Below are 11,772 nucleotides of genomic sequence, written 5' to 3' on the forward strand. Positions count from 1 at the left end.
TGCTACGTCAGTGGTTCTACTCTGGTGCCGTGGCCGCCTGCACGAAGGACGCTGTCAAGCACAACGCTGTCGCAATGGGTGTCTTCCCGGACACTCTGCACGGACTGCGTGTGACCGACACAACGAATGCAGTGCGTATCACCAGAATTTATCTCAACTCAATTAGGTAACACTGTGACGAAAGAAGAACTGCGCGCGGAACTTGAGCGCCAGGAACAACGTTACAAGGAAGTTTACGGCGGGGAAGTCACCACCTACGCCGCTCAGCCCGACCCGGAACGCAAACCTTGGCGTAAACGCGCCAGCATCCTCGATCAGGCCTTTACCCAGGAACTGCAGAAGATGGAAAAGGAACTCAAAGCCGAAGAGCCATAATCGCGAAGGTTTGAGTTTTCAGGGCCTGCGTCGCGTTCAGCCACACGCTGAATGAATTGGCGTCCCATATCGCGCCTGCTAAAAGCCGGCGATTGCCACCTCACTCCTACCGGATGAGGTTATTGGCGCTTGGCTGGCCCTCCTTATAGATATTTCACACACCCCGTTCAGCCTCCCATCGAAGTCGCTGAAATGCCGGCGCGCGCCACAACACCCAATGAAATCAAAGGTTTGAAAAACCTACGGCAACGCTGGGATTTAGGGCCTTGTTACACACTAAATCGTTGAAGAATGTAACCGATGAGCAGCAAGTGCATTGATTAGCAGGGTTTTCTGGCATAATCGCGCCCCCTTACGACCGGGTCAGAAAACCTTCATGATCGATTTATTCAGCGGACTGGATGCTTGGGTGCTTGTGAGCCTCTTGCTCGCCCTGGCCTTTGTCCTCGCCTTCGAGTTCATCAACGGCTTTCATGACACCGCTAACGCGGTTGCCACTGTTATCTACACCAAAGCCATGCCGCCTCATCTGGCAGTGTTCTTTTCCGGTGTGTTCAATTTCCTCGGCGTGTTGCTGGGCGGCGTTGGCGTGGCGTATGCCATTGTCCACCTGCTGCCGGTAGAGCTGCTGATCAATGTGAATACCGGCCACGGGCTGGCGATGGTGTTCTCGTTGCTCGCTGCGGCCATCGCCTGGAACCTGGGAACCTGGTACTTCGGTATCCCGGCCTCCAGCTCCCATACCCTGATCGGTTCGATCCTCGGTGTGGGTCTGGCGAACGCCCTGATCAACGACATTCCATTGGCTGACGGTGTCAACTGGCAGAAAGCGATCGATATCGGCGCCTCGCTGGTGTTCTCGCCATTAGCCGGCTTCCTGGTAGCCGCGCTGGTGCTGATTGGCCTGAAATGGTGGCGCCCCCTGTCCAAGATGCACAAGACACCGGACCAACGCCGCAAGCTTGATGACAAGAAACACCCGCCGTTCTGGAACCGTCTGGTTCTGGTGATCTCGGCAATGGCTGTCAGCTTTGTTCACGGCTCCAACGATGGCCAGAAAGGCATCGGCCTGATCATGCTGGTATTGATCGGTATCGTGCCGGCACAGTTCGTACTCGACCTGAGCAGCACCACCTATCAGATCGAACGGACTCGCGATGCGACCCTGCACCTGAGCCAGTTCTATAAGCGCAATGCCGATACTTTGGGTGAGTTCCTGGCCTTGGGCAAAAGCCTGGATGGCGATTTGCCGGAGAAATTCCGTTGCAACCCGCAACAGACCGAGCCGACCATCACCGCCCTGCTCGGCACCCTCAAGGGTGTAGCGGACTATCACTCGCTGTCGCAAGAAAGCCGTATTGAAGTGCGTCGCTACCTGCTCTGCCTGGACGATACGGCGAAAAAGGTCGGCAAATTGCCTGGCCTCGATGCCCGCGAAAAGGCTGACCTGGACAAACTGCGCAAAGACCTGACCACCACCACCGAATATGCCCCGTTCTGGGTAATTCTGGCGGTCGCCCTGGCACTCGGCCTGGGTACGATGGTTGGCTGGAAACGCGTGGTACTGACCATTGGCGAGAAAATCGGCAAGCAAGGCATGACTTATGCTCAAGGCATGTCGGCACAAATCACCACGGCGGGCATGATCGGTCTGGCGAACATCTTCAGCCTCCCGGTATCGACCACCCACGTGCTGTCTTCGGGCGTGGCCGGGACCATGATCGCCAACAAAAGCGGCCTGCAAGGCGGCACCGTGAAAAACATCCTGCTGGCCTGGGTCCTGACCCTGCCGGCGACGATGGCCCTGTCGGCCGGCCTGTTCTGGCTGGCCTCGAAGGCACTCGGCAGCTGATTCACACGCTGTACAAAAAAAGCGCGTCCTCCCGGAGGTCGCGCTTTTTTTATGCCTGCAGGATTTGCAAGGATTTGATGATCGTTTCCATGTCCGTGAAGGGACGCGGAGCATCCCGGGCGGCATTCCTTTGCTGCGCGTGGGAACGAGATCTAAGCCGTACGCGCTCTTACCACTCAGGCCGGCCGGCAGATCGCCGTGCTGTTGCTGTTGATCTTGATCCACCCGCCCCTATCGGGAGGCCGAGTGGAGGTGTTCATCAGGGGGTGGGCGCGCAGCGCCGTACGGCGCAGCCGGACACATCGAGAGGAGGTCGTCGCGAAGCAGACCGTAGGCGATGCCCCCTGATGGACACCGGAGCGAGCAACTGTGTTTATCGTCAAGCCGATTTCAGCTCAAATGGCTTTTGATCCCTGAGCATCGCGTTCAGAATTGTCAGCAGCTTTCTCATGCAGGCCGCCATCGCGAGCAGGCTCGCTCCCACATTGGATTGGTGTACATCTGCGGGAGATGGGTCGGCTGTCCGGCCGCCTTCGCGATCAAGCCCGCGCCCACAGTGGATCGAGTACACCTGCAAACGCTGACCCGACAAGAAACCGCAGGCAAAAAAAAGGGCGACCGAAGTCGCCCAAAATGCCTTGCGTGCTCATGCTTCCAGAAAGACCTAAGGCTTTTTACGCTTATGTGCGTCTTTCCAGATAAAAAATCCAAACCCGGCAAAAAACAGAACCATGAGGCCGACAGTCAGCACTCCGGCAATCACTACATTATCGAAAAACATGACTGGCCTCCTGCACTTGCCCTGTTGCGATGGGGCTAAGTTACCCAATCGGGCGCAGAAGAAAATTGACCGGGATCAATGCCGCCCAAGACCGGGCGTAAAAGGAAGGGAAATAACTGACCTGCATCAATGGAAACAGGGAGGATCAACGCTTTTTCGGTTTGTTTTTCGGCTTTTTCTTCGCTTTACCCAACGGCATGGCCTGCTCGAAAGCCTGGCGTACTTCGTTCAGGCGCTTTTCATTGAGGTCATGCACGCGCTTGGCACGCTCGGTGTTGAGGTCGATCAGCTTGTCGTCTTGGCTCATGGCGGGATTACATCTTCAAGGTCAATACAGGCGTAGCAAAGTGACTACTGTCACCCTGCCCGCTCAAGGTTTGCCAATAATGCGGCCAATGGCCGGCGCTGACCAGTCGCCAGCAGCATCACAGCGCAACAAAAAGTGTGCGAGCGTCAAACCTCGATATCGACCCACAACCCCTGGCGCGGCTGATCGTCAATCAGCGGAACCACGGGCACCGTGTTGTCGGCGTTCAACTCGTCACCCGGCACGGCCAGGTGCTCTTCAGGATCATTTTCGGCTTCGCGGCGTCGCTTGTCGCGTTCTTGCCGACGCCGCTGCTCTTCGCGCAACAACTGCGCCGACTCTTCGGCATGGCGCTTGTGCAGGTCGATCGTACTTTCACTGGAGCTCGCCTCCACCGGCACCACCGGCGGAATATCCGGCCGCTGGCGGACCGGATCCTGCTGGGAAGTAATCGGCACGGCACTCAAGGGGAGCATCGGTGGCAGCATGGTTATTAGTCTCCTGACGGCAGGCTGTCGGCTGCTGGGGCGGCGACTTGAGCCACTGGTCGCAAACTTGCGAGCCAACGCACACATAGGCGCTACCCAAGGCTGCGATCTTTTCAGGCCTCGAAGATCAAAAGATCGTCCGAACGCGGCCCGGACCTTCGCCAGCTCCTGCGTGAGTAATCCTTTGGCCCCGAAGGTTCATTCCGTTAAGATAGCCCGCTTTTTCAAGGTGGGAGTCAGGCAGCATGGCGCAGCAGTATCAACCGGGGCAACGCTGGATTAGTGACAGCGAAGCCGAGCTAGGTTTAGGCACCGTTCTGGCACAGGACGGTCGCTTGCTGACCGTGCTCTATCCGGCCACTGGCGACACTCGCCAGTACGCGCTACGGAATGCGCCCCTCACTCGCGTGAGATTTTCGCCGGGTGACATGATCACTCACTTCGAAGGCTGGAAAATGACCGTGCGCGAAGTCGACGACGTCGACGGCCTGCTGGTCTACCACGGGCTCAACGCGCAGAACGAAGTGGTAACCCTGCCTGAGACCCAGCTGTCGAACTTCATCCAGTTCCGTCTGGCCAGCGACCGTTTGTTCGCCGGGCAGATCGACCCACTGGCCTGGTTCTCCCTGCGTTACCACACCCTGGAACACACCAGCCGCCAGTTGCAATCCTCGCTCTGGGGCCTGGGTGGCGTGCGTGCGCAGCCAATTGCCCACCAATTGCACATCGCCCGTGAAGTCGCTGACCGTATCGCGCCGCGGGTTTTGTTGGCGGACGAAGTAGGTCTGGGTAAAACCATTGAGGCCGGTCTGGTGATCCATCGCCAGCTGCTCTCGGGCCGCGCCAACCGCGTGCTGATCCTGGTGCCGGAAAACCTCCAGCACCAATGGCTGGTGGAAATGCGCCGTCGTTTCAACCTGCAAGTCGCACTGTTCGACGAAGAACGCTTCATCGAAAGCGATGCCGGCAACCCGTTCGAAGACACCCAGCTCGCACTGGTCGCTCTGGAATGGCTGGTGGACGACGAAAAGGCCCAGGACGCATTGTTCGCTGCCGGCTGGGACCTGCTGGTGGTCGACGAAGCGCACCATCTGGTGTGGCACGAAGATCAGGTCAGCCCTGAGTACTCGCTGGTCGAGCAACTCGCGGAAACCATTCCCGGTGTGCTGCTGCTGACCGCGACCCCGGAGCAACTGGGTCAGGACAGCCACTTCGCACGCCTGCGCCTACTGGATCCAAACCGTTTCCACGACCTGAAAGCCTTCCGCGCCGAGAGTGAAAACTATCGCCCGGTGGCCGAAGCCGTTCAGGAGTTGATGGACCAGGGGCGCTTGTCCCCGGCCGCACACAAAACCATCCAGGGTTTCCTCGGTGATGAAGGCGAAGCGCTGCTGACTGCCGTCAACGCTGGCGACGCCGAGGCCAGCGCCCGTCTGGTCCGCGAATTGCTGGACCGCCACGGCACCGGCCGCGTGCTGTTCCGTAACACCCGCGCTGCGGTGCAAGGCTTCCCGGAACGCAAACTGCACCCGTACCCGCTGCCGTGCCCGGACGAATACCTCGAACTGCCGCTGGGCGAACACGCCGAGCTGTACCCGGAAGTCAGCTTCCAGGCGCAACCGGATATCGATGAAGAACAACGCTGGTGGCGTTTCGACCCAAGGGTCGAGTGGCTGATCGACCAGTTGAAAATGCTCAAGCGCACCAAAGTGCTGGTGATCTGTGCCCACGCCGAAACCGCGATGGACCTGGAAGACGCCCTGCGCGTACGTTCCGGCATTCCGGCCACGGTGTTCCACGAAGGCATGAACATCCTCGAGCGTGACCGCGCGGCGGCTTACTTCGCCGACGAAGAATTCGGTGCCCAGGTGCTGATCTGTTCGGAAATCGGCAGTGAAGGTCGCAACTTCCAGTTCTCCCACCACCTGGTGCTGTTCGACCTGCCATCGCACCCTGACCTGCTGGAACAGCGGATCGGGCGTCTCGACCGGATCGGTCAGAAGCACGTTATCGAACTGCACGTGCCGTACCTGGAAACCAGCCCGCAAGAGCGCCTGTTCCAGTGGTATCACGAAGCGTTGAACGCGTTCCTCAACACCTGCCCGACCGGTAACGCCTTACAGCATCAGTTCGGCCCACGCCTGCTGCCGCTGCTGGAAAACGCCGATGACGGCGAGTGGCAAGCGCTGATYGACGAAGCCCGTACCACCCGTGAAAACCTCGAAGCCGAGTTGCACAGCGGCCGTGACCGTCTGCTGGAGCTCAACTCCGGCGGCGCTGGCGAAGGTGACGCGCTGGTTGAAGCGATCCTTGAGCAAGACGATCAGTTCGCCCTGCCGATCTACATGGAAACCCTGTTTGACGCGTTCGGTATCGACAGCGAAGACCATTCGGAAAACGCGCTGATCCTCAAACCGAGCGAAAAAATGCTCGACGCCAGCTTCCCGCTGGGCGACGACGAAGGCGTGACCATCACCTACGACCGCAACCAGGCGCTGTCTCGCGAAGACATGCAATTCATCACCTGGGAGCACCCGATGGTTCAGGGCGGCATGGACCTGGTGCTGTCCGGTTCGATGGGCAACACCGCCGTGGCACTGATCAAGAACAAGGCACTCAAGCCTGGCACCGTGTTGCTGGAACTGCTCTATGTCAGCGAAGTGGTTGCCCCGCGCTCGCTGCAACTGGGCCGTTACCTGCCGCCGGCCGCGCTGCGCTGCCTGCTCGATGCCAACGGCAACGACCTGTCGAGCCGCGTCTCGTTCGAAACCCTCAACGACCAGCTCGAAAGCGTGCCACGCGCCAGCGCCAACAAGTTCGTCCAGGCCCAGCGTGATCAGCTGACACCGCGCATCAATGCCGGTGAAGAGAAGATCACCCCGCGCCACGCCGAACGTGTAGCCGAAGCACAACGCCGCCTGGCCGCCGACACCGAAGAAGAACTGGCGCGCCTGACCGCCCTGCAAGCGGTCAACCCGACGGTACGCGACAGCGAACTGGTTGCCCTGCGCCAGCAGCGCGAGCAAGGCCTGGCCATGCTCGACAAAGCGGCATTGCGACTGGAAGCGATCCGGGTGCTGGTGGCGGGTTAAGCCCTCCTCTACCCCGCTAAAATAAAGAAGGCCCGCAGCGATGCGGGCCTTTTTTTGTCTGTTTGATTGCTGCGGTGTTGCTGATGACCTCATCGCGAGCAGGCTCGCTCCCACATTTGATTGGTAGTGTTCACAAATGTCGTGTTCACAGGTGATCCCGGGTGGGAGCGAGCCGGCTCCGGGCGGCGATCCGACGATGGCGATCATGCAGTCGCCGCAGAAACACCAGGCTCAACCACCGCTACCAAGCCCTCCTTCATCCGCTTCGCATCCCGTACGAAACACCGCGAAGCCAGGAACAGAAACACCATGGTCGAAAACAACGCCACCGGAATCAGGTACATCGCGTCATGCAACCCTGCCGCCTTGAAGGCCTCGCTCATTTGCTCGGCCCCGGCCGCCAGCATTGCACTATGGGCAAAGTGATCAGACAAAGCGCCAACCACCACCGGCCCCAAGCCACCGCCCAACAGGTAGAGTCCGGCGAAAAACAACGCCATCGCTGTGGCGCGCAAACGCGGTTCGACCACATCCTGAATCGCCGTGTAAACGCAGGTATAGAAGTTATAGGCAAACAACCAGCCGGCGCTGAACACGGCGACGAACACGCCGATTTCAATCCGTCCGGCGTGCAGTGCCCACGCGGTGCACAGGGTCGAGACGATCAGGCTGAACGCGGCAAACAGCAGCCGACCGTTGGCCACCCGCTGGTGAATCTTGTCGGCCACCCAGCCGCCCAGCGTCAGGCCGAACAAGCCGGTCACACCAACGATCACCCCGGTCGCCACCGCCGCTTGCTGCAATGGCATCTGAAAGTAGCGCTGCAGCATCGGCACCAGAAACGAATTACACGCATAGGTGGCAAAGTTGAAACACAGCCCCGCCATCACCAGCCAGAGGAACGTTGGAATCGCCAGCACCCGGCGAATCGGCCGATCCACCCGCTCCTGGGACACGCGCACGGTTTCCGCCGCGCCGCGCTGGGGTTCCTTGATGAAGAACATGAAGATCGCCAGGATCAAACCCGGGATCGCCGCGATAAAAAACGGTGCACGCCAGCTGTCGAACGCCTTGACCATCGCACCGATGGTGAAGAACGCCAGCAACAGGCCCAGCGGCAAACCGAGCATGAAGATCCCCATGGCCCGTGCCCGACGGTGTGCCGGGAACAAATCACCGATCAGCGAATTGGCGGCCGGCGCATAACTGGCTTCACCGATGCCAATGCCCATGCGCACGATCAGGAAACTCCAGAAACTCCCCACCAGGCCGTTGACTGCGGTCAACCCGCTCCAGACCGCCAAGCCCCAGCCCATCAGCCTGCTGCGCGAACCGGTGTCAGCCAGCCGCCCTAACGGCAGACCGGCAATGGCATAAACGATCGTGAATGCAGTACCGATGATCCCCAGTTGAAAGTCGCTGAGGTGCCATTCCATGCGGATTGGCTCGATGATGATCGCCGGGATCGTACGATCGAAGAAGTTGAACAGATTGGCCAGAAACAGCAGGAACAGAATGCGCCAGGCATTCGCCGCTTGGGTCGAGTTCTGCATGGGTCCGTCTCTTTTATTGTTATGAGGGCTTCACTGCCGACAACACTCCAGCCCGGTACCCGCAATCTAGTCAGCGCCATGGATGCTGTCTGTCATTATTCGTCAGGCTGATACCCGCTCATGACAACCAAAGCCGCGCGCGTGACAATTTATGTCTAAGCGCTCCCCGGCTTATTGCAAAATCATTAGTGCCAATGTGCCACTATTTCTTGCGCTCTGTGCACGGTCTCTATACTCCAGGCATTCGCCAGCGTTCATGGCGCCGGCAGAGAATGACTCAAAGACGGGGCATGCTATGGAGTGGCCTGGTTTGCATTTTATTACCGAGCTGCCAGAGAGCAGCGGGCAAGTCGTCCTCAATTGCACTCATAACCCCTTTCTGGTGCTACTGGCCTATCTGGTTGCCTGTGCAGCCAGCTTCGCCACGCTGGACATGGCCGAACGCGTCGGTCACGCAGAGAATCCTGCGTCTCAACGGCTCTGGCGCTGGGTCGGTGCCTGCTGCCTGTCGGGCGGCATCTGGGCCATGCACTTCATCAGCATGCTGGCGTTCCAGGCCCCCATCGACATCCATTACGACTTGCCGGCCACCCTGCTTTCCCTGCTGATCGCCTTTATCGCAGCCTTTGTGGCGATGAATACCCTGAGCAATGCTCATCTGAACGTGCGGCAATATGTGCAAACCTCGATCTGCATCGGACTGGGCATCGCCACCATGCATTACGTGGGCATGACAGCCATGCGTTCGAACGCTGTGGCCCACTACCAGCCAATCGTGTTCGGCCTGTCGATCCTGATCGCCATCGGTGCCAGCGCCATTGCCTTGCTGCTGTCGCATGGCCTGCGCAACGGCGGCGGCATCGCTCATCAGGTACTTAAATACACGGCCAGCCTGGTACTCGGCGCCGGCATCGTGAGCATGCACTTCACCGGCATGCAGTCCATGAGCCTGGTGTTGCCGACCGGCGTCCCCATGCAACTGTCGGTCGACAACGACCACCTGCAACTGGCGCTGACGATTGCGCTGATCGCGCTGCTGGTCATCGGCAGCAGCATCAGCGCCGCCCTGGCCGACAAAAAACTGCAGCACAAGGACCATGACCTGCGCCGGGTCAACGCGCTGCTCAGTCAACTGGATCAGGCGCGCATGTCACTGCAACAAGTGGCGCACTACGACCCCCTGACCAACTTGATCAACCGCCGCGGCTTCAATCAGATCTTCGCCGAAAAGCTCATCGAGAAAAGCACCCATGGCGGCATGCTGGCGGTGATGTTTCTGGACATCGATCACTTCAAGCGGATCAACGACAGCCTCGGTCATGACGCCGGTGACGAGCTGTTGAAAGTGCTCGCCAGCCACATCAAAAGCTCGACCCGCAGTCACGACGATGTGGTCGCGCGGTTTGGCGGCGATGAATTCTGCATTCTGATCAACCTGCGTGAGCGCGACGAAGCACGGCACATGGCCCAGCGCATCATGCAAAAGATGAAAGAGCCGATCGAGTTGGCCGGCAGGCGCATGGTCATGACCACCAGCATCGGTATCAGTGTGTTCCCTGACGACGGCGAAACCTGCGAGGAACTGCTGAAACACGCCGACCTGGCGCTGTACCAATCCAAGGGCAACGGCCGAAACGGCCTGCACTTCTTCAGCTCCAACCTGAAAACCAAAGCGACAATGGCGCTGCAGCTCGAAGAAGAACTGCGTAATGCCTTACGCGACGAAGACGGGTTGATGCTCTATTACCAGCCGATCTATGACCTCAAAAGCGGCCAGGTCACCAAACTGGAAGCGCTGATTCGCTGGCAGCACCCGGTGCACGGCTTGCTCGCACCTGACCGTTTCATCGCGATTGCCGAAGCCAATGGCTTGATCGCGCAACTCGACAACTGGGTGCTGCGCAGAGCCTGCGAAGACCTGAGTGAGCTGTCCAGGCATGGCTGTGAGTCGTTGAAAATTACCGTGAACTGCTCACCGCTCAACCTGATGCGTGAAGAGCTTGCCGAAGAAATCGAATGTGCGCTGCGCTCGGCCGGCATAGCGCCACAAAGACTGGAGCTGGAGGTCACGGAAAACGCACTGATGGGCAACCTTGCCAATACGCTGGTGCTACTGCGCAAGATTCGGGCGCTCGGTGTTTCGCTGTCGATCGACGACTTCGGCACCGGCTATTCGTCGCTGGCCTACCTCAAGCGTCTGCCGCTGAACACCCTGAAAATCGACCGGTCGTTTATCCAGGACATCCCCAAGGCCACTCAGGACATGGAGATCGTCCAGGCCATTATCGTCATGGCCCACACCCTGCATTTGCAGGTGGTCACCGAAGGGGTCGAAACTTTGGAGCAGTACCAGTTTCTCGAATGTTTCGGTTGCGACTTTGTTCAAGGTTATCTGTTGAGCCGCCCGGTGCCGCTGGCTGAATTACGTCCGGTACTGAACGAAATCAACCAGCGCAAGCACGCACACGCCATCAATCCTTTGAGTCTGGCTCGCGGTACAGATGGATTAGTGTCGCGGGATCTTTTTCCAGATAGCCCTGACCACCATGCAGGCGCATCAATTGTGCGGCCAGTCCACTGATCGGTGTCGCCGAGCCCTGCTCGCGGGAAAATTTCACGGCGCCATCCAGGTCCTTGAGCAGCGTTCGAACATGCCACTTTATGGGTTCGAAACGGCTCTCGGCCATTTGCGGGGCAAGTATCTGCAAGGGTTTAGAGTCGGCAAACCCGCCGCTCAACGCTTCGGCCAGCAGACTCGCATCCACGCCCGAACGTTCGGCCAACGCCACCACTTCAGCGATCACCAACGCATTGCAGGCAACAATCATCTGATTGCAGGCCTTGGTCACTTGCCCTGCGCCAACCGCGCCCATGTGCGTGACCCGTTGGCCAAGACTCGACAACACCGGGCGCACGCGTTCGACATCGGCTGGCTCGCCACCGACCATGATCGCCAGGCTAGCGGCCTCGGCCCCCGCCACACCACCGGACAGGCGTGGCCACTTGTCGCGCTCCGGCCTCGACCAAAGGCGCGCACTTGCCGGGATTGCGGTTCCAGACGGTCAGTGGATAGCCCGCAGCCAACAAGCGTCGGCACATCGGTAAACCCATCAAGCCAATACCGGCAAACGCCAAAGAAGGTAACGCTGCCATCAAATTGCCTCCGCTCGATTAAAGATCGCCAAATATTGGCCGATTCATCATGACTCAGGAAGGGATTCCCCCTGGCGATACTCAGGTAAAGCCCTATCGCTGGGGACAATATCGCGCTGTAAAGTCGCGAGCTCCTTATTCGTGATGGCTTGATGACATCTCGCCGCCGAA

The 11,772-nt window shown here is 59.1% G+C and carries 8 protein-coding genes and 1 pseudogene; 4 read left to right on the plus strand and 5 right to left on the minus strand.

The annotated features are described in order from the left end of the window. The first annotated feature begins 174 nt into the window (after positions 1-174). Both AC1DH9_RS08850 and AC1DH9_RS08855 read left to right on the plus strand, forming a co-directional pair. Positions 175-375, plus strand: coding sequence for a hypothetical protein (locus AC1DH9_RS08850; protein ID WP_019692194.1), 201 nt, complete (start codon positions 175-177; stop codon positions 373-375). Between the two features lie 376 nt (positions 376-751). Beyond that, positions 752-2,227 (plus strand): inorganic phosphate transporter, encoded by a 1,476-nt coding sequence (locus AC1DH9_RS08855; RefSeq protein ID WP_427536853.1) that lies wholly within the window; start codon positions 752-754, stop codon positions 2,225-2,227. A gap of 664 nt (positions 2,228-2,891) precedes the next feature. Here AC1DH9_RS08855 and ccoM read toward each other — a convergent pair. The 3 genes from ccoM to AC1DH9_RS08870 all read right to left on the minus strand — a co-directional run bounded on the left by ccoM (position 2,892) and on the right by AC1DH9_RS08870 (position 3,803). After that, positions 2,892-3,008 (minus strand): cytochrome c oxidase subunit CcoM, encoded by a 117-nt coding sequence (gene ccoM, locus AC1DH9_RS08860; protein WP_007926603.1) that lies wholly within the window; start codon positions 3,006-3,008, stop codon positions 2,892-2,894. A gap of 145 nt (positions 3,009-3,153) precedes the next feature. Continuing rightward, positions 3,154-3,315 (minus strand): hypothetical protein, encoded by a 162-nt coding sequence (locus AC1DH9_RS08865; RefSeq protein ID WP_007906621.1) that lies wholly within the window; start codon positions 3,313-3,315, stop codon positions 3,154-3,156. A 146-nt stretch (positions 3,316-3,461) separates the two neighbouring features. Continuing rightward, positions 3,462-3,803 carry an aspartate-semialdehyde dehydrogenase gene (locus AC1DH9_RS08870; protein ID WP_427536856.1) on the minus strand — a complete coding sequence of 114 codons (342 nt, stop codon included), beginning with the start codon at positions 3,801-3,803 and terminating at the stop codon, positions 3,462-3,464. Between the two features lie 245 nt (positions 3,804-4,048). Between AC1DH9_RS08870 and rapA the strand changes: the two genes are divergently transcribed. Further along, on the plus strand, positions 4,049-6,895 hold the full coding sequence (gene rapA / locus AC1DH9_RS08875; protein WP_019692190.1) for an RNA polymerase-associated protein RapA: 2,847 nt from the start codon (positions 4,049-4,051) through the stop codon (positions 6,893-6,895). Positions 6,896-7,098: 203 nt separating this feature from the next. Here rapA and AC1DH9_RS08880 read toward each other — a convergent pair whose 3' ends face one another. After that, positions 7,099-8,448, minus strand: coding sequence for a spinster family MFS transporter (locus AC1DH9_RS08880; protein WP_427536858.1), 1,350 nt, complete (start codon positions 8,446-8,448; stop codon positions 7,099-7,101). A 295-nt stretch (positions 8,449-8,743) separates the two neighbouring features. Between AC1DH9_RS08880 and AC1DH9_RS08885 the strand changes: the two genes are divergently transcribed. Next, on the plus strand, positions 8,744-11,029 hold the full coding sequence (locus AC1DH9_RS08885) for a putative bifunctional diguanylate cyclase/phosphodiesterase (protein ID WP_427536860.1): 2,286 nt from the start codon (positions 8,744-8,746) through the stop codon (positions 11,027-11,029). Here the strand turns inward: AC1DH9_RS08885 and AC1DH9_RS08890 are convergent. Then, positions 10,920-11,604 (minus strand): annotated as a pseudogene (locus AC1DH9_RS08890) (NAD(P)-dependent oxidoreductase). The gene AC1DH9_RS08885 and the pseudogene AC1DH9_RS08890 sit on opposite strands and share 110 nt — an antisense overlap. Between the last annotated feature and the right edge of the window lie 168 nt (positions 11,605-11,772).

The sequence above is a fragment of the Pseudomonas sp. 05T35 genome, from assembly GCF_056396605.1.

Excerpts from the sequence above, each read along its gene's own strand:
- AC1DH9_RS08865 (WP_007906621.1), bottom strand. The coding sequence starts at position 3,315 with ATGAGCCAAGACGACAAGCTGATCGACCTCAACACCGAGCGTGCCAAG.
- ccoM (WP_007926603.1), bottom strand. The coding sequence starts at position 3,008 with ATGTTTTTCGATAATGTAGTGATTGCCGGAGTGCTGACTGTCGGCCTC.
- AC1DH9_RS08870 (WP_427536856.1), bottom strand. The coding sequence starts at position 3,803 with ATGCTGCCACCGATGCTCCCCTTGAGTGCCGTGCCGATTACTTCCCAG.
- AC1DH9_RS08885 (WP_427536860.1), top strand. The coding sequence starts at position 8,744 with ATGGAGTGGCCTGGTTTGCATTTTATTACCGAGCTGCCAGAGAGCAGC.
- AC1DH9_RS08880 (WP_427536858.1), bottom strand. The coding sequence starts at position 8,448 with ATGCAGAACTCGACCCAAGCGGCGAATGCCTGGCGCATTCTGTTCCTG.
- AC1DH9_RS08855 (WP_427536853.1), top strand. The coding sequence starts at position 752 with ATGATCGATTTATTCAGCGGACTGGATGCTTGGGTGCTTGTGAGCCTC.